This window comes from Pseudomonas sp. F007 (genome assembly GCF_057814275.1).
In genome coordinates this window covers 150,788-174,643 of sequence record NZ_JBVATA010000009.1, presented here as the reverse complement: position 1 = coordinate 174,643, position 23,856 = coordinate 150,788, and the positions used below count along the sequence as shown (strand labels likewise).

Genomic DNA, 23,856 nt, shown 5'->3' with positions numbered 1-23,856 from the left:
TCAGTCAGCCTCTTGAAAGCCGGTGAAAGGATTGACGCCAACAGCCGCAATCGCTGCCCAGGCGGTGGCACCCAAGTGGGGCAAGTGGTAATAGAAGAAGTCGTTGCCGAGCGAATCCGGACCGATCGCCAACCCTGTGCTGATGCGCGGCGCTGGCGTTGCGAACAACCAGCCATCACTCGCCTGTTGGGCCAGCAGCACGCGCCACAGCGGCTGTGCCTTGTCACTCAAACCGCTCAAGTCCGCCACGGCAGCGGCCTGCGCGGTGCCCTCGGTCCACAGGCCATCGGGGTCGCGCTTGAATCCATAACCCTCGCCAGCACGGTGAGCCTGATCGATGAAGGTAAATACCCGGCGCCAGTCCCCGGGCGGATCACGCAGCGCAATCAACGGCCAGATCTGCGCATCGAGCCCTGAGCGCACAAGATCTGACGTCTGCCCATCCGCGCCCGTGCCGATCAGGAACCGCCCCTGCGCGGCATCCCATTGACTGGCGACAAACTGCCGGGCGATCTGCGCCTGCGCCGCCGAATCACTGGTCGGAGCCACTGCATCGAGAGCGGCCCATGCAGCAGCGAGGTCGACGTTGTGCTCCGTGGATTTCCAGCGCTGGCGCACCTGTTGCGAGAAATACCCGTAATAACCACCGGTGAATCCGGCCGGTGATTGTCCGTCAAAGGTGTTTTGCTGCGACCAATGCAGGATCTTCTGTGCGGCTTCAAGATAAGACGCCTGTGCACTGCGTCGATACGCTTCCAACAGCGCCAGGGCAGCCCATGCCTGATTGCCGGTGGCGCTACTGATTTGATAGGCGTCCTGATTCCAGGCGTTGCGTTCGACACTCCAGTAACCCGGCAGGGTCATGGTCGGCGCGCCCACGGCGCCTGCCGCGTAGGCATTACGCAAGCGACCGTCGCGGTACTCGGGATCATGCAGCGTGGCGAACGCCAACGCGTCGGCGATGCGTTTTGCCGACTGCGCCTTGCCGCAGGCAAACAGGGCAATGCTGGCCAGTGCGTTATCGTAGGTAAATGCCACGCCACGCAACGCCATGATCGGTGCTGGGTGGCCCTCCAGTGGTGGGTAACTGGCCACCAGCACAGGCCCTGCCGGCAAGGCTGTGACCGCTTGGTCCAGCGCGGCACAGGTGATCGCCGCCAACTGCGGCCTCGGCTGATTCGCCATGGCAAATTCCCCGCTGACGATCAGCGTCATGCCCAGCACTGTGCGGACAATCCTGCTCATGGCCGCGACACCTCGGCACTCGCCCACAACCCTGGATTGCAGGTCATGGTGCGTTGGGCCTGCGTCAGGTCAGCGGCAAATGTACCGACCACGTACACCGAGTTTTGCTCTGCATAGGGGAATGGCACGCTATAGGTATTGGCGCGCATGTCGGAGGCGCTGGACAGCAACTGCACCACGCTGGCCTTCAACGGCTCATCCAGGCCGCGAATTTTCACCGTGAGCACGCTGTCACGGTCAATCTTGCTTGCCATGCGCTCCGGGAATACCGCGATCACATAGCTTTGCCCGCAATCCGTGGCACGCAACAGGGTCGAACCGGCCTGAACCAACGTCCCTTGCGGCGCCAGCAGTTCCTGGACAGTGCCGGCAGAGTAGGCAATGACGTCATAGCCTGCGGTCAACCGGACCCGCTGCTGCTCCGACTCGATCAATTGCTTGAGGTTGTCCAGTTCCTGCTGATACGCCACGCGGTTGCGCGCCTGGTTCTCCAGACTGAGCTTGAGCGTGGTCATCTGTGTCGTCAGATCGAACATGCGCAGTTGATCGGGATCCAGATAAACCCGATTGCTCGCCGCACTGACGTCACCGTCGGTGATCCGCAGTTGCGAACGCACCGACTCCGCCGCGCCTTGCAACGACGCCAACTGAGCTTTGGACGACGCCACCACCGCTTCGCTCACGGCTCCCTGGTCGAACAGCTCAAGGTTGCGTTCAACCGTGTTCCGAGCGTCCACCAACCGTGCACTGGCCGCACTGTTCTCGGCCTTGAGGGCTTTTTGGGTGTAGAGCTGGCGAGTATGAAAGGCGGCCTGGTACTGCTGGCTGGTTTTCTCCAGCTCCTCGTAGTAACGCAAATCGTGCTCGGCCTGGCTGGTGGACGAAGCCAACTGCTGCTCCAGGGTGAGGCGTCGGGTTTGCAGGGTCAGCAAGGTCTCCTGGTTGGCCCGTGGATTTTCCACCACGGCGATCTTCTGGCCCTGGGTGAAGGTCGTGCCGGGCTTGACCTGCAATGTACTGACTACGCCATCAATCGGCGTGGTCAGCAGGATCACCGGGGCATTCAAGATTGCCCGTGTCGCCGACGCTGATACCAAGGGCATGAGCAAGGTGGACAACAACAACCAGAGAATAAAACCAAGCACACCCAGGCCCACCAGACGGGGCAACAGTGACAATAACTTCGAGCGTTCTTGCGCCATGCTTGACTCTCCCTTCAGACCAACTGCAGATCAGTCAGGCGATAACGCGCCATAACCGCGAAGTACTGTTGGCAGGGTGAGCAAAGCAAAACAGAGGCGGCCGGAATTCAACTTGTCCGACGCCGTTTTATTTGATTGTTCTGGTGATGTGAGCAGGAATGAGATTCCTGTCTTTTTGGAGGGTTCGTTCGCGTAACAGCGGTATATCGGCCCGTGGCAGAGCGGGTTGGTACAGGGGCGACACTAGGTTCCGGGGTAAATCATGTCAAGCGTTCTCGGCGAGCAAATAAATGACGTCAAATAGGCACCGCACACAACGCTGGAGCCATGGAAAACACTATGACGACGTACTTCTACAAGTCACTATTTTCTCTGGATATTTTATAAAGTCATCTTCACGCAGATTAATAATTGATACTCGAACACTTCTATAAATGGCATCGCCAATATTATAAAAATATAAGTCCACAAAAACAAAAACGCCCCGAACATGTCGGGGCGTTTTTAACTGCAGCTAAGGCTTAGCGCGGGAATGCAGGCGGGTTGACCCCGGCCATGTCTTCCATCACGCGAACCACCTGGCAGCTGTAACCGAACTCGTTGTCGTACCAGACGTATAGTACAACGCGGTTGTCCTGGGTGATGGTCGCTTCTGCGTCCACTACGCCTGCGTGGCGCGAGCCAACGAAGTCGGTGGAAACCACTTCCTGGGAGCTGACGTAGTCGATCTGCTTGTGCAGGTCCGAGTGCATGGCCATCTGGCGCAGGTACTCGTTGATTTCGTCACGGGTGGTGGCTTTCTCAAGGTTCAGGTTGAGGATGGCCATCGACACGTTTGGCGTTGGAACGCGGATCGCGTTACCGGTCAGCTTGCCCTTGAGCACTGGCAGCGCCTTGGCGGCTGCGGTGGCGGCACCGGTCTCGGTGATCACCATGTTCAGTGGCGCGGCGCGGCCACGACGGCTGCCCTTGTGGAAGTTGTCGATCAGGTTCTGGTCGTTGGTGAACGAGTGAACGGTTTCGACGTGGCCGTTGACGATGCCGTACTTGTCGTCGACTGCCTTGAGCACCGGCACGATGGCGTTGGTGGTGCAGGACGCAGCCGAGATGATCTTGTCATCGGCAGTGATGTCGCCGTGGTTGATGCCGTGCACGATGTTCTTCAGCGCGCCCTTGCCAGGTGCGGTGAGGATCACGCGGGCAGCGCCCGGGCAAGCCAGGTGCTGGCCCAGGCCGTCGGCATCACGCCATACGCCGGTGTTGTCGACGATCAGCGCGTTCTCGATGCCGTACTGGGTGTAGTCGACTTCGGCCGGGCTCTTGGCGTAGATAACCTGGATCAGGTTGCCGTTGGCGGTGATGGTGTTGTTGGCTTCGTCGATGGTGATGGTGCCATCGAACGGACCGTGTACCGAGTCACGGCGCAGCAGGCTGGCGCGCTTGACCAGGTCGTTTTCGGCGCCCTTGCGGACAACGATGGCGCGCAGACGCAGGCCGTCGCCACCACCGGTTTTTTCGATCAGGATGCGCGCCAGCAGACGGCCGATACGACCGAAGCCATAAAGGACAACGTCGGTGCCTTTGCGTGCGGAAGCGTTCTGCTGGCCAACCACATCGGCCAGTTCTTCACGGACGAACTGCTCGGCAGTGCGGCCGTTGCCTTGCGCCTTGAACTTGCTGGCCAGCTTGCCCAGGTCGACCGAAGCGGCGCCGAGCTTGAGCTCGCTCATCGCCTTGATCAGTGGGAACGTTTCGTGGACGGACAATTCGGTGTCGTCGGACTGACGGTGACGAGCAAAGCGGTGGGCTTTGAGAATCGCGATGACTGAACGGTTGATCAGGCTGCGGCCATAGATCGAGCTCACCACGTTGTTATTGCGGTAGAGCTGGCCGATCAGCGGAATCATCGCTTCTGCGAGTGCTTCACGGTCGATCCATTCACCAAGACACTGGTCGGGCTTCTGAGTCACGGGAACCTTCCACATGTAGGGGCTGAAAAAAGGGGCTACATTATGCCGCCGTGTCCCTCCCGTAGCAATGCGCGCTTGTCGTGCAAGCGGTAACAATTTCCCTTCAGAAAAAAAACGACCCCGCTGGAGCCCAGTAAAACCGTGGCTTGCAGCAAACGTCTGAAATCGTGGATAGCGCTGTCTTGTCTGTAACCCTCCGTAACACTCACCCATTACTGCACTACATAACCGCTAAAAATCCGCGGTTTTTTGTGTTTACCACTACATTTCGTCCAACTGGCGTAATAGACACAGTCTGCAACTGACAGGCGGCACCCGGGCCCGCTACAATTACCGACTTTGTCGCAACGCTGGAGCTCAACCTTCCGTGCCTGTCCTGCGTCTACCACTTCTCCCTGCCGCGGCAGGTAAACAGCACTGGGGCAACCTGCCCGGTGCCGCCCTGAGCCTGGCGATCGCCGAGGCCGCCAGCGCTGCCAAGCGCTTTACCCTGCTCCTGACCGCCGACAGCCAGAGTGCCGAACGGCTGGAACAGGAGCTGGGGTTCTTCGCCCCCGATTTGCCGGTACTGCATTTCCCCGACTGGGAAACCCTGCCCTACGATCTGTTTTCGCCGCACCAGGACATCATCTCCCAGCGCATTGCCAGCCTTTATCGCTTGCCGGAGCTGAGTCACGGCGTGCTGGTGGTGCCGATCACCACGGCCCTGCACCGCCTGGCGCCGACCACGTTCCTGCTCGGCAGCAGCCTGGTGCTGGACGTCGGCCAGAAGCTCGACGTCGAGCAGATGCGCACGCGCCTGGAAGCCACCGGCTATCGCTACGTCGACACCGTCTATGAGCATGGCGAATTCACCGTACGCGGATCGCTGATCGACCTGTTCCCGATGGGCAGCAAGCTGCCTTATCGCATTGACCTGTTCGACGACGAAATCGAAACCCTGCGCACCTTCGATCCGGAAAACCAGCGTTCGATCGACAAGGTCGATTCGGTCAAGCTGCTGCCGGCCAAGGAATTCCCGCTGCAGAAAGAGGCCGTCACCCGTTTCAAGGCGCGCTTTCGCGAGCGCTTCGATGTCGACTTCCGCCGCTGCCCGATCTTCCAGGACCTGAGCAGCGGGATTACCCCGGCCGGTATCGAGTACTACCTGCCGCTGTTCTTCGAAGAAACCTCGACCCTGTTCGACTACCTGCCCCAGGACACCCAGGTGTTTTCCCTGCCGGGCATCGAGCAAGCCGCAGAAAACTTCTGGAACGACGTACGCAACCGTTACGAAGAGCGCCGCGTCGATCCTTCGCGTCCTTTATTGCCTCCGGCGGAACTGTTCCTGCCGGTCGAGGACTGCTTCGCCCGCCTGAAAAACTGGCCACGGGTGGTCGCCAGCCAGCAGGACGTCGACCCCGGTGTCGGCCGCGAGCGCTTCCCGGCACAGCCGTTCCCGGAGCTGGCGATCGAAGCCAAGGCCACTCAGCCGCTGCAGGCCCTGGCCAACTTCCTCGACGAATTTTCCGGACGGGTACTGTTCACCGCCGAATCGGCCGGCCGCCGCGAGGTGTTGCTGGAGCTGCTGGAGCGCCTGAAGCTGCGACCGAAAACCGTCGATAGCTGGCCGGACTTCGTCGCCGGCAAAGAGCGCCTGGCCATCACCATCGCGCCGCTGGACGAAGGCCTGCTGCTCAACGACCCGGCCCTGGCGCTGGTGGCGGAAAGCCCGCTGTTCGGACAGCGGGTGATGCAACGCCGGCGTCGCGAGAAACGTGCCGACGCCAACAACGACGCGGTGATCAAGAACCTCACCGAGCTGCGTGAAGGCGCGCCGGTGGTGCATATCGATCACGGGGTCGGCCGCTACCTCGGCCTCGCCACCCTGGAGATCGAAGACCAGGCTGCCGAATTCCTCACCCTCGAATACGCCGAGGGCGCCAAGCTCTACGTGCCGGTGGCCAACCTGCACCTGATCGCCCGCTACACCGGCAGTGATGATGCCCTGGCGCCGCTGCATCGACTCGGCTCCGAGACCTGGCAGAAAGCCAAGCGCAAGGCCGCCGAACAGGTGCGCGACGTGGCCGCCGAGCTGCTCGACATCTACGCCCGACGGGCTGCCCGCGAGGGTTATGCCTTTGCCGATCCGAAAGCCGATTACGCGACCTTCAGCGCCGGCTTCCCGTTCGAGGAAACCCCCGACCAGCAAACCACCATCGAGGCGGTGCGCGCCGACATGCTCGCGCCCAAGCCGATGGACCGGCTGGTCTGCGGCGACGTCGGCTTCGGCAAGACCGAAGTGGCCATGCGCGCCGCCTTCATTGCCGTGCATGGCGGTCGTCAGGTCGCAATCCTGGTGCCGACCACCCTGCTCGCCCAGCAGCACTACAACAGCTTCCGCGACCGCTTCGCCGACTGGCCGGTGACGGTGGAGGTGATGAGCCGCTTCAAGTCGGCCAAGGAAGTCAACGCGGCGGTGGCCGACCTGGCCGAAGGCAAGATCGACATCGTGATCGGCACCCACAAGTTGCTGTCCGACGACGTCAAGATCAAGAACCTCGGCCTGGTGATCATCGACGAGGAACACCGCTTCGGCGTGCGCCAGAAAGAACAGCTCAAGGCCCTGCGCAGTGAAGTCGACATCCTCACCCTGACCGCGACGCCGATTCCGCGTACGCTGAACATGGCGGTATCGGGCATGCGCGACCTGTCGATCATCGCCACCCCACCGGCGCGGCGCCTGTCGGTGCGCACCTTCGTCATGGAGCAGAACAAGAGCACGGTCAAGGAAGCCTTGCTCCGCGAGCTGCTGCGCGGCGGCCAGGTGTACTACCTGCACAACGATGTGAAAACCATCGAGAAATGCGCCGCCGACCTCGCCGAACTGGTGCCCGAGGCACGGATCGGCATCGGTCACGGACAGATGCGCGAGCGCGAACTCGAACAGGTGATGAGCGACTTCTATCACAAGCGCTTCAACGTGCTGATCGCCTCGACCATCATCGAGACCGGGATCGACGTGCCGAGCGCCAACACCATCATCATCGAGCGCGCCGACAAGTTCGGCCTGGCCCAGTTGCACCAGTTGCGCGGTCGTGTCGGGCGCAGTCACCACCAGGCCTACGCCTACCTGCTGACGCCGCCGCGCCAGCAAATCACCGGCGACGCGGAAAAGCGCCTGGAAGCCATCGCCAACACCCAGGACCTTGGCGCCGGCTTCGTGCTGGCCACCAACGACCTGGAAATCCGTGGCGCTGGCGAATTGCTCGGTGACGGGCAAAGCGGGCAGATCCAGGCAGTGGGCTTCACCCTCTATATGGAAATGCTCGAGCGCGCGGTGAAATCGATCCGCAAGGGCGAGCAACCGAACCTCGAACAGCCGTTGGGCGGCGGTCCGGAAGTCAACCTGCGGGTGCCTGCACTGATCCCCGAGGACTACCTGCCGGACGTTCACGCACGGCTGATCCTCTACAAACGCATCGCCTCGGCCACCGACGAGGACGGTCTCAAGGACCTGCAAGTGGAGATGATCGACCGCTTCGGCCTGCTGCCAGAACCGACCAAGAACCTCATCCGCATCACGGCACTGAAGCTGCAGGCCGAACAGCTGGGGATCAAGAAGGTCGACGGCGGTCCGCAGGGCGGGCGCATCGAGTTCGGCGCGCAGACCCCGGTCGATCCGCTGGTACTGATCAAGCTGATCCAGAGCCAGCCCAAACGCTACAAATTCGAAGGCGCCACGATGTTCAAATTCCTGGTGCCGATGGAGCGCCCGGAAGAGCGCTTCAATACTGTGGAGGCGCTGTTCGAGCGCCTCATCCCGAAAACTGCTTGAAGGACGCCGCATGCGCCTGTTTCGCTCACTGACCTTGCTGCTGACGTTGATCGCCCCGACTGCGTTCGCCGACGATTTGTACCAGGTAGAAATGATCCTCGTGCGGCAAAATGCCGTCGCGCCGATTGTCAGCCCCGCACCACCGGAAGACTGGGCTCGCGGCGCGCAACCAATCAGCCCCGACAGCCTGCGCACGCCCGCCCTCAATGGCGTGGTGGAAAAGCTCACCGCCAGTAACGAATACACCGTGCTGCTGCACAAAAGCTGGGAGCAGACCCTCGGTGAAGAGCCGCGCAAAGTATTGATCGGCGAAGGGGCCGAACAGTACGGCCAATTCCCGATCCAGGGCACCCTGGTTCTGCAACTCGGGCGCTTCACCGACGTCAATGCCAACTTCTGGGTCAACCAGCTCAACAATGACGGCCTGGTTGCCGCCAGCGAACGCCTGCAACAGGAGAGCCACACCAAGAATGGCCAGCTGAATTTTCTCGACAACGGTCACCTCGGCCTGCTGATCAAGATCACTTCGCTGACGGCCCCCGCGCCGCGCCAGGCGCCTGATGTCGTTCCGGACTGATTGAAGTCCCTATGTCCGCGAACATGAGCAAACCCCTGGCCCCTTCCTGGGCCACCCGATTCAAGGAACAGAGCCTGGAGCGCGGCCGGCGCTACGCGCTGGAGAACCGCGTGAGGATCGTCGAGGCCGGCGACAGCATCATCACCGCCAGCTGCGAAGGCTCTGGCGGCAACATCTACCGCCAGACCATCAGCTTGCGCGAGTCGGCGAAAAACACCCTGCTGCTGGTCGAAGCCTCCTGCAGTTGCCCGGTACGCACGAATTGCAAACATTGCGCAGCCGTACTGATGCAGGTGCAGGACACCCTCGAGTTTCCGGCGGCAGCCAAGGACGCCCAGCTGCTGGAAAAACTCCAGGCAGTACTGGAAAACCGCGCCCCCGCGCCGCTGCCACAACAACTGATCGACAATGTGCAGCCGGTCCCACGCCTGTGGCTGGCCAGCGTCGAATTCAGCGCCTTCGAGCCGCGCAACGGCAAGATGCAGCGCTATATCCAGCACCGTGCGGCGCTGTCCTTCAGCTACCTGGACGAATACGTCAGCGGGCAGAAAAACTCCGACGTGCTGATTCGCCAGGAACACCAGACCCTGCGCATCAAACGTCAACTGGAAGTGGAAAAGACCTACCGCGAACAACTACGCGTCCTCGGCTTCAAGATCGCCACCCGGCAGAGCAAAGCCCTGCCGGAAAGTGCCGGCGAACTCTACGAGATGGTCAACGACAGCGCCTGGCTGACGTTTACCCTCAACGAGCTGCCGAAGCTGCGCAGCCAGGGCTGGGAATTGCAGATCGACGACGAGTTCGGCTTCGACCTGACTGCCGTCGACGACTGGTACGCCACCGTCGATGAAGCACCGGAGCGCGACTGGTTCGACCTCGAACTGGGGATCATCGTCAACGGCGAGCGCCTGAGCCTGCTGCCGATCCTGCTCAACCTGATGCGCTCGCACACCGAGATCCTCAACCCGGAGCGCCTGGCCAAACGCCGCGATGACGAGCTGATCCTGGTCAACATCCCTCACCGCCCCAACTCCGAGCACGGCCCGCTGCAAGTGGCGCTGCCGCTGGGCCGGTTGAAGCCGGTGCTGGCCACCCTCGGCGAGTTCTATCTGCAGGAGCTGGGAGAAACCAGCCTGCGCTTGAGCAGCGCCGACGCCACCCGCCTCAATCCGCTGGAAGACATGCCGTTGCTGTGGGAAGGCGGCGAGCACATCCGCACCTTTGCCCAACGCCTGCGTGACATCAAGGACTACAGCGCCGAGGCCCCAGAAGGCCTCAATGCGACCCTGCGGCCCTACCAACTGGAAGGCCTGAGCTGGATGCAGTCGCTGCGACAACTCGAGGTCGGCGGGATTCTCGCGGACGACATGGGCCTGGGCAAAACCCTACAGACCCTGGCCCACGTGCTCAGCGAAAAAAACGCCGGACGCCTCGACCGGCCGTGCATGGTGGTGATGCCCACCAGCCTGATTCCCAACTGGCTCGACGAAGCAGCGCACTTCGCCCCGCAACTCAAGGTCCTGGCCCTGTACGGCGCCGCGCGTAAAAAGCACTTCGAGCATCTGGCCGACTACGACCTGATCCTCACCACCTATGCCCTGCTGCCCAAGGATGTCGAGCGCCTCGCCAAGCAGCCGCTGCATGTGCTGGTGCTCGACGAAGCGCAGTACATCAAGAACCCCACCAGCAAGGCCGCGCAGGCCGCGCGGGAGCTGAACGCGCGCCAGCGCCTGTGCCTGAGTGGCACGCCGCTGGAGAATCACCTCGGCGAGCTGTGGTCATTGTTTCACTTCCTGCTGCCGGGCTGGCTCGGCGACGTCAAAAGCTTCAACCGCGACTACCGGGTGCCGATCGAGAAGCATGCCAGCGAGGTGCGCCTGCAGCACCTCAACGCCCGGATCAAACCGTTCCTGCTGCGTCGCACCAAGGAGCAGGTGGCCACCGAGCTGCCGCCGAAAACCGAAATCATCCACTGGGTCGACCTCAACGAGGCCCAGCGCGATGTGTACGAAACCATGCGCCTGGCCATGGACAAGAAGGTGCGCGATGAAATCACCCGCAAAGGCGTGGCGCGCAGCCAGATCATCATTCTTGAGGCACTGCTCAAGCTGCGCCAGGTCTGCTGCGACCTGCGCCTGGTCAATGAAGCCGCCCTGCCCGCCCGCGGCAGCACCTCGGGCAAGCTCGACAGCCTGATGGAAATGCTTGAGGAATTGTTCGAGGAAGGCCGCAAGATCCTGTTGTTCTCCCAGTTCACCTCGATGCTCTCGCTGATCGAAGACGAACTGAACAAGCGTGGAATTGCCTACGCCCTGCTGACCGGACAAACCCGCGACCGGCGTACCCCGGTGAAAGACTTCCAGAGCGGTAAGCGTCAGATCTTTCTGATCAGCTTGAAGGCCGGCGGCGTCGGCCTGAACCTGACGGAAGCCGACACGGTGATTCACTACGATCCCTGGTGGAACCCGGCCACGGAAAACCAGGCCACCGACCGCGCCTATCGGATCGGCCAGGAGAAACCGGTGTTCGTCTACAAGATGATTGCCCGGGGTACGGTTGAAGAGAAAATCCAGCACTTGCAGAAGGAAAAATCCGAGCTTGCTGCGGGAGTGCTGGACGGCCGCACCAGCGGTGACTGGAAGTTGCAGGGCGAGGATATCGATGCGCTGTTTGCGCCGTTGCCGGACAAATCGAAGTTGTAGCAAGGCGGCTTGAAGTGCCGCCTTGCAAGGGGCTCAGTCGATCAACTGCGCTTCCTTGAGCGCACCAATGGCCACCAGCCAGCGCGGATCCTGGCGGTAATCGGTGCTGGCAAATGCCTGGCCGCGCATCCGTGCAATGCGCGCAGAAGGCGTGACCTTCAGGCGTTGCGCGGCCGACAAGGCCAGCTCGGCCGCCGCCCGGTCGTTGCACACCAGGCCCATGTCGCAACCCGCACTCAGCGCGGCTTCGATCCGGCTGGCCGCATCGCCGACCACGTGGGCGCCCGCCATCGACAGGTCGTCACTGAAAATCACCCCATCGAACTGCAACTCGCCGCGCAGGATGTCTTGCAGCCAGCGCCGCGAGAAACCCGCTGGCTGGGTGTCGACTTGTGGATAGATGACATGGGCCGGCATCACGGCCGCGAGCTGCTTGCTCAGGCGGGCGAATGGCACCAGGTCATTGGCGCGGATTTCGTCCAGGCTGCGCTCATCATTGGGGATGGAGACATGCGAATCGGCCTCGGCCCAGCCGTGACCCGGGAAGTGCTTGCCGGTCGCGGCCATGCCCGCCAGGTTCATGCCACGGATAAAGGCACCGGCAAGCAACGCGGCACGCTCCGGGTCACCTTCGAAAGAACGGGTGCCAACCACCGCACTGCGTTGATAATCGAGGTCCAGCACCGGGGCGAAACTCAGGTCGAGGCCGACCGCCAGTACTTCGGTGGCCATGATCCAGCCGCACTGCTCGGCCAGGTACTCGGCGTTCGGATTATCGGCAATTGCGCGCATCGCTGGCAGGCGCACGAAGCCCTGGCGCAGACGCTGCACCCGACCGCCTTCCTGATCGACGGCGAGCAGCAGGTCCGGGCGCACCGCGCGAATCGATGCGCTCAGTTCGCGCACCTGGCGCGGGTGCTCGATATTGCGCGCGAAAATGATCAGGCCGCCCACTTCGGGCTGACGCAACAGTTGGCGATCTTCGGCCGTCAGCCAGGTACCGGCGACGTCCACCATCAACGAGCCTTGCAGGCCAGCAGTCATAGAGATTCCTTGATATCGAATGGCGCGCACGCAACGTTGCCGCCAGGCACGCCGCCTGGCGCAGCAGAATAGTTAACGCAGAAATGCAGTAGGCCTGCAACGAGAGTCGGCATGGGCGGCTAGCTTAGCGGATGTCCGCTGCCGCGCCCACCCACAGGCACTTAAACCTTGGCGACAGCCGGCGCGGTCTTGCTGCGCGGACGCAGTTGGGCCGCCGCCATTGCTTCGTCGGTCACGCCGGTTTCAGCGCGCATGCCGGCCGCCAGGAACGGCACCATCAGGCGCATGACCTGCTCGATCGAGGTGTTGACGCCGAAATCGGTTTCGGCAATCGCCCGCAACGCCTTGATCCCGGACATGCTGAACGCTGCGGCGCCAAGCATGAAGTGCACGCGCCAGAACAGCTCGATAGGCGGGATTCGCGGAGCAGCTTCGTTGACCAGCAGCATGTAGCGGCGGAACACCTTGCCGTACATGTCTTCCAGGTAACGCCGCAGGTGACCCTGGCTCTGACTGAAGGCCAGGCCCAACAGGCGCATGAAGATGGACAGATCGTTACCGCTGCGAGGCTGCACCACGAGGGCTTGCTCGACGAGGATTTCCAGGAGTTCTTCAAGGCTCGGCTTGATGTCCGGCTTGGCTGAACGGCGCTCCAGTTCACGGTCGAGACTGAGGCAGAACGGCCCGAGAAAACGCGAGAAGACCGCCTGGATCAAGGCCTTCTTGGAGCCGAAATGATAGTTCACCGCCGCCAGGTTGACCCCAGCCTTGCTGGTGATCAGCCGCAATGAAGTTTCGGCAAAACCTTTTTCCGCGAACAATTGCTCGGCAGCATCGAGAATGCGTTCAACGGTTTCCGACTGGGCCATGGCTACTCCGCCTGACAAACACTTGTTTGAAACATACGTTTCAGCCTGTGGATTGTCAAGTCTGGCCATTCATTTTGGGAACGGTCAGTCGGACATTTAACCATATAAACCGGTGGCTGTAGCTGATCCCCGGGACAAGATTTCTGGCTGCGGAAACCGACCGTCCGGCGCCCTCCTGTAAAAGGAGGATTGCCAAGATCATTCCACTGTATATAATCCCAGTCACTGTATAAAAAGACAGAGCGATCGAGATGCTAAAACTGACGCCACGCCAAGCTGAGATTCTGGCTTTTATCAAACGCTGCCTTGAAGACAACGGCTATCCCCCGACCCGTGCGGAAATAGCCCAGGAACTCGGTTTCAAGTCGCCCAACGCGGCGGAAGAGCACCTCAAGGCCTTGGCCCGCAAAGGCGCTATCGAGATGACCCCCGGCGCCTCTCGGGGCATCCGTATCCCGGGTTTCGAAGCCAAGCCAGACGATTCCACCCTGCCCATCATCGGCCGGGTCGCTGCCGGCGCACCAATTCTCGCGCAGCAGCACATCGAAGAATCCTGCAACATCAATCCCACCTTCTTTCATCCCCGCGCTGACTACCTGTTGCGCGTCCACGGCATGAGCATGAAGGACGTCGGGATTTTCGACGGCGACCTGCTGGCCGTGCACACCACTCGCGAAGCCCGTAACGGCCAGATCGTCGTCGCGCGGATCGGCGACGAAGTGACGGTCAAGCGCTTCAAGCGTGATGGCAGCAAGGTCTGGCTGATCGCCGAAAACCCCGAGTTCGCCCCGATCGAAGTGAACCTGAAAGAACAGGATCTGGTGATCGAAGGCTTGAGTGTCGGCGTCATTCGCCGCTAAAGGAGGCGCCATGCAGTTCCCACACACACCACAGCAGACACAACTTCCACTGTTCGAAGCGTTCATGGCCCAGCCACTGGCGCCGGTTCTCAAGGACGTGGTCGAAACGCCCTGGAACGCCGAGCCTGAAGCGTTCAGTGAACTGTCCCTACGTGGTGCGGCCGGGAATTGCCTGAGCCTGCTGGCACCCATTCTTCGTGAACTGAGCCAGGAGCAGGACGCTCGCTGGTTGACCCTGATTGCCCCGCCCGCCAGCCTGACTCAAGCCTGGCTGCGCGATGCCGGGCTGAACCGTGAGCGCATCCTGTTGCTGCAACCGCGCGGCAATCAGAGTGCCCAGCAACTGGCCTGCGAAGCCTTGCGCCTGGGCCGTAGCCATACCGTGGTCAGCTGGCTGAACCCGCTGAACAGCAGCGCACGGCAACAGTTGATCGGTGCCGCCCGCGTCGGGGATGCACAAAGTCTGAATATTCGATTGGGCTAAGCGTAAAGCCACAGGGCTTCTCCAGGGCAGAGAAGCCAATCTGTAACGATGATCTGTGATGATGCGTAACGAAAACAGCCGACCAACGGGATCAGTGCAGAACCCGCGGTCCTTCTTCCTTGTCGAGTTCGCCTTCAACCAGACGACCCGCCATCTGCACACCAACGCTCAACATCGCCTTGGCGACCTCAACGTGCTGGCCCTGCAGGAATGCCTTGGCATCTTCGGAGAAGTCCAGGGTGACCAGGGAACCCTCGTCCTCAGCCCGACGCAGCTCGATTCGGCCGTCTGGCAATTCGACAATTTCTAGAAAGGACGTTGGCATAAAAGTCTGTTCTCCACGAAAGGCGGGGATTATATAGGCATCGGTGGCACTTCGCTCGGGATCTTGACCGGCTGCAGGTCACCCTGTTGACGTCATCCATGACCACCCATCGTCCTACACTTTTCCCACTGGACTCAGCACTCGTTCAAGCCCTCGCGAAAGCGCAACGCCAGGCTTTTCAGATTCTGCCGCCAGCTCTCCAGCTCTTCCCTGCTCAGCTCGGCCTCGGGCTCTTCATCGAGACTCACCGCGACAATCAGCGGCTGAGTCACGTCGCCCTTGGGCTTGCGCGGCGCGCGGGGTGGCTGGAACAGATCAGCATGGGCCTGAAGCAGTTTCGCCAGCCAGGTTTCGCGGTTATGGGCCAGCTCGACCATCTCGGCCATTTCCGGAATGGCAATGCTGTCGAGTATTTCGCGGGTCAACAGCATCTCCGCCCGAGGCGCATTGGCCTCTGGCAAGCGGTAGAAACCGGCAATTTCATGGCACAGCCCGAGCAAGGCGCCATACAGATGAAACAACGCGGATTCGCGTCCTGCCTGGATCAGCGCTGGAGAATTCATGGCCCGCCCGTCTTCGGCCCGGGCCAGCGCCTCGAGCGACAGACCGGCAAAGTAGATTTTCTGATTGGTGCGGGTATAGAGCTCGTGGGCCATGATGGCAGTCTCCACAACGAGTTAGGGCGGGTAATGCTGGCCTGACAGTGTCAAGGATCAGGCAAGCCCACTGCAAGCGCAAAAAAAACCGCAGGCCAACCCAAGGGCTGGCCTGCGGCCTTTTTACCGACGCGAAGCTGGTTTACTTGGCCACGCGCTTGTCTTCAACCACCCATTTGCCGCCGTCGTAGAACGCCTTCCAGCCCGTAGGCTTGCCGTCCACTTCGGTCTGCACGTACTGCTCCTTGGTCTTGCGGCTGAAGCGGATCACCGCCGGCAGGCCGTCCGGATCCTTCTTCGGCGCTTCGCAGAGGAAGTGGTACTTGGGATCGATCTCATCCTTGTGCGGCACGATCTCGAGTACCAGCGGCGCGCGGGTCTCGCGGTTTTTCGGGAACTGACTGGCCGCCAGGAACAGGCCGGACGCGCCGTCACGCAGGATGTAGGTGTCGTTGACCTTCTCGCACTTGAGCTCCGGCATTTTCACCGGGTCCATTTTTGGCGGCGCCGCGTCGCCGCTTTTCAGCAGCTTGCGAGTGTTCTTGCAGGTGGCATTGGTGCAGCCGAAGAACTTGCCGAAACGGCCGGTCTTCAATTGCATTTCGCTGCCGCACTTGTCGCACTCCAGGCTCGGACCTTCGTAGCCCTTGATGCGATAGCTACCCTCTTCGATCTCGTAGCCGTTGCAGTCAGGGTTGTTACCGCAGATGTGCAGCTTGCGCTTCTCATCCAGCAGGTAAGCGTCCATCGCGGTGCTGCAAATCGGGCAACGGTGCTTGCCACGCAGTACCAGCGACTCCGACTCACCCTCGTCGTCCGCGGCGATTTCATCACCCGGCACCAGGTTGACGGTGGCCTTGCAGCGTTCTTTCGGCGGCAGGCTGTAACCCGAGCACCCCAGGAACACGCCGGTCGAGGCGGTACGGATCTGCATCGGACGACCGCAGGTCACGCACGGGATATCGGTCATCACCGGCTGGTTGGCGCGCATGCCGTTTTCCGGGCTCTCGGCTACTTCGAGTTTCTTCTTGAAGTCACCGTAGAACTCGTCCAGCACGTTTTTCCAGTCACGCTCGCCCTGGGCGACGTCATCGAGGTTCTCTTCCATGCCGGCGGTAAAACCGTAGTCCATGAGGTTGGAGAAGCTCTCCGACAGACGCTCGGTGACGATGTCGCCCATTTTTTCCGAGTAGAAACGGCGGTTGTGCAGCGCCACATAACCACGGTCCTGAATGGTCGAAATGATCGCCGCGTAGGTCGACGGACGACCGATCCCGCGTTTTTCCATTTCCTTGACCAGGCTGGCTTCCGAGTAGCGCGCCGGTGGCTTGGTGAAATGCTGGCTTGGATCGAGCTTGATCAGCTTGAGCACGTCGCCCTGAGCCATGTCTGGCAACACATCGTCATCGCCCGGCTTGGCCATCTGCGGCATGACCCGGGTGTAGCCGTCGAACTTGAGGATACGGCCCTTGGCACGCAACTCGAAGCCGCTGGCAGCGACGCTGACGGTGGTCGACAGGTATTTGGCCGGGAGCATCTGACAGGCGACGAACTGACGCCAGATCAGCTCGTAGAGCCGCTCGGCATCACGCTCCATGCCCGACAGCTTGCTCGGGTCGGTGTTGACGTCGGAAGGACGAATCGCTTCGTGAGCCTCCTGGGCGCCTTCCTTGCTGCTGTAGACGTTCGGGGTTTCCGGCAGGTACTTGCTGCCGAACTCGCCTTCAATATAGGTACGAGCCATCGCCACGGCATCGGCCGAGAGGTTGGTCGAGTCGGTACGCATATAAGTGATGTAGCCGGCTTCGTACAGACGCTGAGCCATCATCATGGTTTTCTTCACGCCGAAGCCCAGGCGGTTACTCGCAGCCTGTTGCAGGGTGGACGTGATGAACGGCGCCGACGGTTTGCTGCTGGTCGGTTTGTCTTCGCGCTTGGCGATGGTGTAACTGGAAGATTTCAGCTTCTCCAGCGCCGCCATGGCCTGTGCTTCGTTGAGCGGCTTGAAGGCCTCGCCGTTTTCGCGAGCTACTTCAAAGCGCACATTGGCGCCCTTGGCGGTGCCGAGATCGGCGTGCACTTCCCAGTACTCTTCCGGGATGAAGGCACGAATCTCGCGCTCACGCTCCACCACCAGCTTCACCGCCACCGATTGCACACGGCCGGCCGACAGGCCACGGGCGATCTTCGACCACAGCAGTGGCGAGACCATGTAACCCACTACGCGATCGAGAAAACGCCGCGCCTGCTGCGCGTTGACACGGTCGATGTCCAACTCGCCCGGCTCGGAGAAAGCTTCCTGGATCGCCTTCTTGGTAATTTCGTTGAACACCACGCGCTTGTAGCGGCTGTCATCCCCACCGATGGCTTCGCGCAGGTGCCAGGCAATGGCTTCCCCCTCGCGGTCCAAGTCCGTTGCGAGATAGATGGTGTCGGCGTCCTTGGCGAGCCGACGCAGTTCTTCGATGACCTTTTCCTTGCCCGGGAGGATCTCGTACTTGGCTTTCCAGCCATGATCGGGATCGACACCCATGCGCGCGACCAGTTGCTTGCGCGCCTTTTCCTTTGGCGACAGCGCCGGCGCTTCACCAGCAGCGGCCTTGCCACGCTTGGCGGCAGGCTCCTTGCTGGCGCTCGCCGATCCACTGGTGGGCAGGTCTCGGATATGGCCGATACTCGACTTCACCACGTATTGGTTGCCCAGATACTTGTTGATGGTCTTGGCCTTAGCCGGGGATTCCACAATGACCAGCGATTTGCCCATGGATCAGAAAATTCCTGAATTCGAGAAGTGAAAGGCGGTTGGCGCCTGACGCGGCACCGCTATATATAGTGGCTACAAGGTGAGGTCAAGCGCAGGGTCTTGCGCGCACTCGCCTCATGACCTGGAAAAAAGGCTCGGTTCGGCCTGCACCAAAGCAAAGCGCGGGACCTGCTCGCCGTCAACTTCGGCCGACTCCAGAAACATGCTCAACGGCCGCACCCAGAAACCGTAATCGCCATACAGGGCTTGGTAGAAGACCACTTCTTCTTCGGTTTCGGAATGCCGTGCAACATTGAAAACACGGTACTGCGGACCTTTGTAATGTTGGTACAGCCCGGGCTGGATCGGCATGTTCTGGGTCTCGTCAAATTCTGTAGAAATAAAAAACAAAAAAATCTTCGGAAAAACAAAAACCGGGGCACTAGGCCCCGGCTTGCGTCAAACGATCGCTTAAACGCGTTCGAAGACGGTGGAGATGCCTTGGCCGAGACCAATGCACATAGTGGCTACCCCGAAGGTGCCGCTATTCTGCTTCATCACGTTCAGCAAGGTGCCGGAGATACGGGCACCGGAGCAACCGAACGGGTGACCCAGGGCGATCGCGCCGCCGTGCAGGTTAACCTTCTCGTTCATCTTGTCGAGCACTTTCAGATCTTTCAGCACTGGCAGGGCCTGTGCAGCGAAAGCTTCGTTGAGCTCGAAGAAGTCGATATCGGCAATACCCAGGCCGGCACGCTTCAACGCTTTCTGGGTTGCCGGTACTGGACCATAGCCCATGATCGCCGGATCCACACCCGCCACTGCCATGGAGCGGATCACCGCCATAGGCTGGATACCGAGGTCCTGGGCACGCTGCGCCGACATCACGATCATGCACGAAGCACCATCGGTGATCTGCGACGAAGTACCGGCAGTCACGGTGCCGCCCTTTGGATTGAAGGCTGGCTTGAGGGCCGCCAGGCTTTCCAGGGTGGTTTCCGGACGAATGGTTTCGTCGTAGTCGAACAGTTTCAGGAAACCATTCTCGTCGTAGCCCTGCATCGGGATGATTTCGTCCTTGAATTTGCCTTCCACGGTCGCCTTGTGGGCGAGTTGGTGGGAGCGCACGCCGAAGGCATCCTGCTGCTCACGGGTAATGCCGTGCATCTTGCCGAGCATTTCTGCGGTCAGGCCCATCATGCCCGAGGCTTTTGCCGCGTACAGCGACATGTGCGGGTTCGGATCGACACCGTGCATCATGCTCACATGACCCATATGCTCGACGCCGCCAACCACGAAAACGTCACCGTTACCGGTCATGATTGCTTGTGCAGCGGTGTGCAGGGCGCTCATCGACGAGCCACACAGGCGGCTGACGGTCTGGCCGGCCGAGGTGTGCGGGATCTGCGTCATCAAGGAAGCCATGCGGGCGATGTTCCAGCCCTGCTCCAGGGTCTGGTTGACACAGCCCCAGATCACGTCTTCGACTTCGTTCGGGTCGACCTTGACGTTGCGTTCCAGCAACTTGCTGATCAGGTGCGCCGACATGTCTTCGGCGCGGGTGTTGCGGTGCATGCCGCCCTTGGAGCGGCCCATCGGAGTACGACCGAAGTCGACAATCACGACGTCTCTAGGATTCAAGCTCATACGTTCACTCTCACTCTAGTTGGGGGCGCTTAACCGAAGAAGCTCTGGCCGTTCTTGGCCATTTCGCGCAGCTTCGCGGTCGGGTGGTAGAGCGCGCCCAAGTCAGCGTACTGGTCAGCCAGGGCAACGAACTCGGCGACACCGATCGAATCGATGTAGCGCAGCGCACCGCCACGGAATGGAGGGAAACCAATACCGTAGACCAGGCCCATGTCGGCTTCGGCAGCGGTTTCGACGATGCCGTCTTCCAGGCAACGCACGGTTTCCAGGCACAGTGGGATCATCATCCAGTTGATGATGTCTTCGTCAGTGACGTCGCGCTGCTCGTAGACGATCGGCTTGAGCACTTCAAGCACCGACGGATCGGCAACCTTCTTCTGCTTGCCGCGCTTGTCGGTCTCGTAGGCGTAGAAGCCCTTGCCATTTTTCTGGCCCAGGCGCTTGGCTTCGTAGAGCACGTCGACGGCCGAGCGACGGTCGTCCTTCATGCGGTCTGGGAAGCCTTCTGCCATCACGTCACGACCGTGGTGACCGGTGTCGATGCCGACCACGTCCATCAGGTACGCCGGGCCCATTGGCCAGCCGAATTTTTCCATGATCTTGTCGATGCGCACGAAGTCCACGCCGGCGCTGACCAGCTTGGCGAAACCGCCGAAGTACGGGAACAGCACGCGGTTGACCAGGAAGCCCGGGCAATCATTGACCACGATCGGGTTCTTGCCCATTTTCTTGGCGTAGGCAACGGTGGTGGCGACGGCCAGCTCGCTGGACTTCTCGCCACGGATCACTTCCACCAGCGGCATCATGTGCACCGGGTTGAAGAAGTGCATGCCGACGAAGTTTTCCGGACGCTTGAGGGCCTTGGCCAGCAGGCTGATGGAAATGGTCGAGGTGTTCGAGGCCAGGATGGTGTCTTCCTTGACCTTGTCTTCGACTTCAGCCAGCACCGCTTGCTTGACCTTCGGGTTCTCGACGACCGCTTCAACCACCAGGTCGACGTGACCGAAGTCGCCGTAGGACAGGGTAGGACGAATGCCGTTAAGCACTTCAGCCATTTTCGCCGCGGTCATGCGACCTTTCTCAACGCGGCTCACCAGCAGCTTGGCGGCTTCGGCCAGACCCTGCTCGATCCCGTGCTCGTTGATGTCCTTCATCAGGATCGGCGTGCCTTTGGAGGCCGACTGATAGGCGATACCGCCACCCATGATACCGGCGCCCAATACGGCAGCCTGCTTCACGTCCTGGGCGATTTCATCGTAGGCCTTGGCCTTTTTCTTCAGCTCCTGATCGTTCAGGAACAGGCCGATCAAGCTCTGCGCGGCAGAGGTCTTGGCCAGTTTGACGAAACCGGCGGCTTCGACTTCCAGCGCCTTGTCACGACCGAAGTTGGCGGCTTTCTGGATGGTCTTGATCGCTTCAACCGGCGCCGGGTAGTTCGGGCCAGCCTGGCCGGCCACGAAACCCTTGGCGGTTTCGAAAGCCATCATCTGCTCGATTGCGTTCAGCTTGAGCTTTTCCAGCTTCGGCTGGCGCTTGGCCTTGTAGTCGAACTCGCCGGAGATCGCGCGTTTGATCAGTTCCAGCGCAGCAGCCTGCAGCTTGTCGGCTTCGACCACGGCATCGACTGCGCCGACTTTGAGCGCGTCTTCAGCACGGTTTTCCTTGCCGGCGGCAATCCACTCGATGGCGTTGTCGGCACCGATCAGACGCGGCAGGCGCACGGTGCCGCCGAAGCCCGGGTAGATACCCAGCTTGACTTCCGGCAGGCCGATCTTGGCGCTGGTGGACATGACGCGGTAGTCCGCAGCCAGGCACATTTCCAGACCGCCACCCAGCGCGATGCCATTGATCGCGGCAACGGTCGGCACGTTGAGGTCTTCGAAATCGCTGAAAATCTTGTTGGCTTCGAGGTTACCCGCCACAAGCTCGGCATCCGGCAGCTTGAAGTTGTCGACGAATTCGGTGATGTCGGCGCCGACGATGAACACGTCCTTGCCGCTGCTGACGATCACACCCTTGACCGACGCATCTGCCTTGATGGCGTCCACGGCCTGACGCAGTTCGTTCAGGGTTAGACGGTTGAACTTGTTGACGGACTCACCCTTGAGGTCGAACTTGAGTTCGACGATGCCACTTTCAAGAGCCTTAACCGTGATGGCTTTACCTTCGTAAATCATCAACTGATCTCCACGATATGGAAGCTGAACAGTACACGTCGGACGCTGATGTTCTGGGTCGGCAAGGACGCTGACGTCGATACTGACACCTATCCACCAGACACACACCCGCCAACGCGATAGTCGGGATTCTGTAGGAGCGGTCTGAAATACAAACGCTCAATTCATACGCCCGTTTGATTTGGGTACGTCACCTTCACGGAATTTCCGACAATTGTCAATCGCCTGAAACACGGGTTGAAACGCGACTTTGCGGTCATTTCCGTAGCACGAAGACCAGCAACACGCCGCTGCATGCACTGTCATTCATAGAATCAATATTTAGAAACGTCGCCCTAATCTGTTGCAGATCGCGCGCAAGGCGCTACGCTGGCGGGGACGATAGACGAAAAACCGTGCGTATGCGGCGAGTGCCCAAACGCGGAATCAGCGCTACAGAAAATTTCCGGCCTGCCTGGCCAACTCCAGCCCGATGCTGAATGTCGGGCTTTTTAATGCCTGCGATTGGCGCTCAGGCGAGCGCCTTGAGCGTTGCGTCGATCTGCTGCAGCACCTGCGCATCGCCCTTTTCACCCCAGTACAGGGTAATCATCTGCTTGTCGGCCTCGACTTTGTAGACATTGCCCGGCAACTTTTCGAAATGAATCAGCAAGGCCGGATCTTCACAAGTTTCCTGCCACTGATTGACCCACAGCCCCGGGCTTTTCTGCCAGTAACTCCAGCACGCCGGCTGAGTGCCACGCCGTGGTCGATGGTACTGCGCACAGGGGTTGGGCGGCTCTGGCAGCAACCAGTGCGGCCACTCCTGGGGCGCCAGCTGCATGGCCAGGCCGATGCGGCGCGCTTCCATGCGCAGGGCCATCCGGCCACCCTGGCGACGCGACGGCGCGAGCCATGCCAGGGGGCTGAGCATCACTGCAAGGATTGACACCACTATCCAGACCGTCATATCTGTACTCCCGTTTTTTGATCGGGGCATTGATCTCTGTCGAAACCAATCCGCCTGAAACCAGCCATACTTATTACTATCGCCATCCACCGGAGGTGCACCTCATGCCTTACAACCACATTCTGGTCGCTGTAGACCTGACCGAAGAGTGCGACCCCGTGATCCATCGCGCTCGCGAGCTGGCAACGAGCAATGGCGCCAAACTGTCGCTGGTGCATATCGTCGAACCCATGGCCATGGCGTTTGGCGGCGACGTGCCGATGGACCTGTCGCAACTGCAACAACAGCAGTTCGACCAGGCCAAGGAACGCCTGGATCGTCTGATCCAGAAATACCCGGAGCTGACCAAGGACAACAGTCATTTGACCTACGGCCAGCCACGCCAGGAGATCCACGGCTTGGCCAAGGAACAAACCTGTGACCTGATCGTGGTCGGCAGCCATGGCCGCCACGGCCTGGCGCTGCTGCTGGGCTCCACCGCCAACGACGTCCTGCACGGCGCACCCTGTGACGTACTGGCTGTACGCTTGCAAAGCAAAAGCAAATAACAGCGCTTCTGATATGTGAAAAGCCCGGCACTCATCACTGA

Annotated in this window: 18 protein-coding genes; 6 read left to right on the top strand and 12 right to left on the bottom strand. The window is 60.7% G+C overall.

Annotated features, from left to right (window positions below):
- The 3 genes from ACZYR5_RS22970 to ACZYR5_RS22960 all read right to left on the bottom strand — a co-directional run bounded on the left by ACZYR5_RS22970 (position 1) and on the right by ACZYR5_RS22960 (position 4,432).
- Positions 1–1,245 carry a hypothetical protein gene (locus tag ACZYR5_RS22970; RefSeq protein ID WP_489091759.1) on the bottom strand — a complete coding sequence of 415 codons (1,245 nt, stop codon included), beginning with the start codon at positions 1,243–1,245 and terminating at the stop codon, positions 1–3.
- On the bottom strand, positions 1,242–2,447 hold the full coding sequence (locus ACZYR5_RS22965) for an HlyD family secretion protein (protein ID WP_489091760.1): 1,206 nt from the start codon (positions 2,445–2,447) through the stop codon (positions 1,242–1,244). Before ACZYR5_RS22965 ends, ACZYR5_RS22970 begins: the two co-directional genes overlap by 4 nt.
- Before the next feature lie 521 nt (positions 2,448–2,968).
- On the bottom strand, positions 2,969–4,432 hold the full coding sequence (locus tag ACZYR5_RS22960) for a glyceraldehyde-3-phosphate dehydrogenase (RefSeq protein ID WP_489091761.1): 1,464 nt from the start codon (positions 4,430–4,432) through the stop codon (positions 2,969–2,971).
- Between the two features lie 352 nt (positions 4,433–4,784).
- On the opposite strand from ACZYR5_RS22960, the gene mfd reads away from it, so the two are divergent.
- From mfd to ACZYR5_RS22945, 3 genes are read left to right on the top strand one after another with little or no spacing between them, the layout of a single operon-like run.
- Positions 4,785–8,234 (top strand): transcription-repair coupling factor, encoded by a 3,450-nt coding sequence (gene mfd / locus ACZYR5_RS22955; RefSeq protein WP_489091762.1) that lies wholly within the window; start codon positions 4,785–4,787, stop codon positions 8,232–8,234.
- Between the two features lie 10 nt (positions 8,235–8,244).
- Entirely contained in the window at positions 8,245–8,811 is a 567-nt protein-coding gene (locus ACZYR5_RS22950) for a CsiV family protein (RefSeq protein ID WP_489091763.1), read from the top strand.
- Between the two features lie 11 nt (positions 8,812–8,822).
- Positions 8,823–11,513: an SNF2-related protein gene (locus tag ACZYR5_RS22945; RefSeq protein WP_489091764.1), complete on the top strand. Its 2,691-nt coding sequence runs from the start codon at positions 8,823–8,825 to the stop codon at positions 11,511–11,513.
- Between the two features lie 33 nt (positions 11,514–11,546).
- Here ACZYR5_RS22945 and nagZ read toward each other — a convergent pair whose 3' ends face one another.
- Together nagZ and ACZYR5_RS22935 are read right to left on the bottom strand one after the other, a co-directional pair.
- On the bottom strand, positions 11,547–12,557 hold the full coding sequence (gene nagZ / locus ACZYR5_RS22940; protein ID WP_489091765.1) for a beta-N-acetylhexosaminidase: 1,011 nt from the start codon (positions 12,555–12,557) through the stop codon (positions 11,547–11,549).
- Between the two features lie 161 nt (positions 12,558–12,718).
- Entirely contained in the window at positions 12,719–13,426 is a 708-nt protein-coding gene (locus ACZYR5_RS22935; RefSeq protein ID WP_489091766.1) for a TetR/AcrR family transcriptional regulator, read from the bottom strand.
- Positions 13,427–13,677: 251 nt separating this feature from the next.
- On the opposite strand from ACZYR5_RS22935, the gene lexA reads away from it, so the two are divergent.
- Together lexA and sulA are read left to right on the top strand one after the other, a co-directional pair.
- Entirely contained in the window at positions 13,678–14,286 is a 609-nt protein-coding gene (gene lexA / locus ACZYR5_RS22930; protein WP_489091767.1) for a transcriptional repressor LexA, read from the top strand.
- A 10-nt stretch (positions 14,287–14,296) separates the two neighbouring features.
- On the top strand, positions 14,297–14,770 hold the full coding sequence (sulA, locus tag ACZYR5_RS22925; protein WP_489091768.1) for an SOS-induced cell division inhibitor SulA: 474 nt from the start codon (positions 14,297–14,299) through the stop codon (positions 14,768–14,770).
- Positions 14,771–14,861: 91 nt separating this feature from the next.
- Here sulA and ACZYR5_RS22920 read toward each other — a convergent pair whose 3' ends face one another.
- The 7 genes from ACZYR5_RS22920 to ACZYR5_RS22890 form a co-directional block, all read right to left on the bottom strand.
- A complete protein-coding gene (locus ACZYR5_RS22920; protein ID WP_047538925.1) occupies positions 14,862–15,095 on the bottom strand; it encodes a hypothetical protein in 234 nt (77 codons plus the stop codon).
- Positions 15,096–15,229: 134 nt separating this feature from the next.
- Complete coding sequence (locus ACZYR5_RS22915) at positions 15,230–15,751, bottom strand: DUF6586 family protein (protein WP_489091769.1); 522 nt, start codon at positions 15,749–15,751, stop codon at positions 15,230–15,232.
- Between the two features lie 142 nt (positions 15,752–15,893).
- Positions 15,894–18,515: a type I DNA topoisomerase gene (gene topA, locus ACZYR5_RS22910; RefSeq protein ID WP_489091770.1), complete on the bottom strand. Its 2,622-nt coding sequence runs from the start codon at positions 18,513–18,515 to the stop codon at positions 15,894–15,896.
- A 114-nt stretch (positions 18,516–18,629) separates the two neighbouring features.
- On the bottom strand, positions 18,630–18,866 hold the full coding sequence (locus tag ACZYR5_RS22905) for a DUF1653 domain-containing protein (protein WP_489091771.1): 237 nt from the start codon (positions 18,864–18,866) through the stop codon (positions 18,630–18,632).
- Positions 18,867–18,965: 99 nt separating this feature from the next.
- Entirely contained in the window at positions 18,966–20,141 is a 1,176-nt protein-coding gene (gene fadA, locus ACZYR5_RS22900; RefSeq protein ID WP_489091772.1) for an acetyl-CoA C-acyltransferase FadA, read from the bottom strand.
- 29 nt (positions 20,142–20,170) lie between these two features.
- Entirely contained in the window at positions 20,171–22,318 is a 2,148-nt protein-coding gene (gene fadB, locus ACZYR5_RS22895) for a fatty acid oxidation complex subunit alpha FadB (protein ID WP_489091773.1), read from the bottom strand.
- A gap of 511 nt (positions 22,319–22,829) precedes the next feature.
- The gene (locus ACZYR5_RS22890; protein ID WP_489091774.1) at positions 22,830–23,267 is read right to left on the bottom strand and encodes a hypothetical protein; all 438 of its coding nucleotides are present in this window, start codon (positions 23,265–23,267) and stop codon (positions 22,830–22,832) included.
- Positions 23,268–23,371: 104 nt separating this feature from the next.
- Between ACZYR5_RS22890 and ACZYR5_RS22885 the strand changes: the two genes are divergently transcribed.
- Positions 23,372–23,815, top strand: a complete 444-nt coding sequence (locus ACZYR5_RS22885) for a universal stress protein (protein ID WP_489091775.1) — start codon at positions 23,372–23,374, stop codon at positions 23,813–23,815.
- Positions 23,816–23,856: the final 41 nt, after the last annotated feature.

Bases quoted from the DNA above. Each gene is read 5' to 3' on its own strand.
- ACZYR5_RS22950 (WP_489091763.1), top strand. From the start codon at position 8,245: ATGCGCCTGTTTCGCTCACTGACCTTGCTGCTGACGTTGATCGCCCCG.
- ACZYR5_RS22970 (WP_489091759.1), bottom strand. From the start codon at position 1,245: ATGAGCAGGATTGTCCGCACAGTGCTGGGCATGACGCTGATCGTCAGC.
- ACZYR5_RS22935 (WP_489091766.1), bottom strand. From the start codon at position 13,426: ATGGCCCAGTCGGAAACCGTTGAACGCATTCTCGATGCTGCCGAGCAA.
- ACZYR5_RS22885 (WP_489091775.1), top strand. From the start codon at position 23,372: ATGCCTTACAACCACATTCTGGTCGCTGTAGACCTGACCGAAGAGTGC.
- ACZYR5_RS22945 (WP_489091764.1), top strand. From the start codon at position 8,823: ATGTCCGCGAACATGAGCAAACCCCTGGCCCCTTCCTGGGCCACCCGA.
- lexA (WP_489091767.1), top strand. From the start codon at position 13,678: ATGCTAAAACTGACGCCACGCCAAGCTGAGATTCTGGCTTTTATCAAA.
- ACZYR5_RS22965 (WP_489091760.1), bottom strand. From the start codon at position 2,447: ATGGCGCAAGAACGCTCGAAGTTATTGTCACTGTTGCCCCGTCTGGTG.
- nagZ (WP_489091765.1), bottom strand. From the start codon at position 12,557: ATGACTGCTGGCCTGCAAGGCTCGTTGATGGTGGACGTCGCCGGTACC.
- ACZYR5_RS22905 (WP_489091771.1), bottom strand. From the start codon at position 18,866: ATGCCGATCCAGCCCGGGCTGTACCAACATTACAAAGGTCCGCAGTAC.
- fadA (WP_489091772.1), bottom strand. From the start codon at position 20,141: ATGAGCTTGAATCCTAGAGACGTCGTGATTGTCGACTTCGGTCGTACT.
- ACZYR5_RS22915 (WP_489091769.1), bottom strand. From the start codon at position 15,751: ATGGCCCACGAGCTCTATACCCGCACCAATCAGAAAATCTACTTTGCC.
- fadB (WP_489091773.1), bottom strand. From the start codon at position 22,318: ATGATTTACGAAGGTAAAGCCATCACGGTTAAGGCTCTTGAAAGTGGC.
- ACZYR5_RS22920 (WP_047538925.1), bottom strand. From the start codon at position 15,095: ATGCCAACGTCCTTTCTAGAAATTGTCGAATTGCCAGACGGCCGAATC.
- ACZYR5_RS22960 (WP_489091761.1), bottom strand. From the start codon at position 4,432: ATGTGGAAGGTTCCCGTGACTCAGAAGCCCGACCAGTGTCTTGGTGAA.
- ACZYR5_RS22890 (WP_489091774.1), bottom strand. From the start codon at position 23,267: ATGACGGTCTGGATAGTGGTGTCAATCCTTGCAGTGATGCTCAGCCCC.
- sulA (WP_489091768.1), top strand. From the start codon at position 14,297: ATGCAGTTCCCACACACACCACAGCAGACACAACTTCCACTGTTCGAA.
- topA (WP_489091770.1), bottom strand. From the start codon at position 18,515: ATGGGCAAATCGCTGGTCATTGTGGAATCCCCGGCTAAGGCCAAGACC.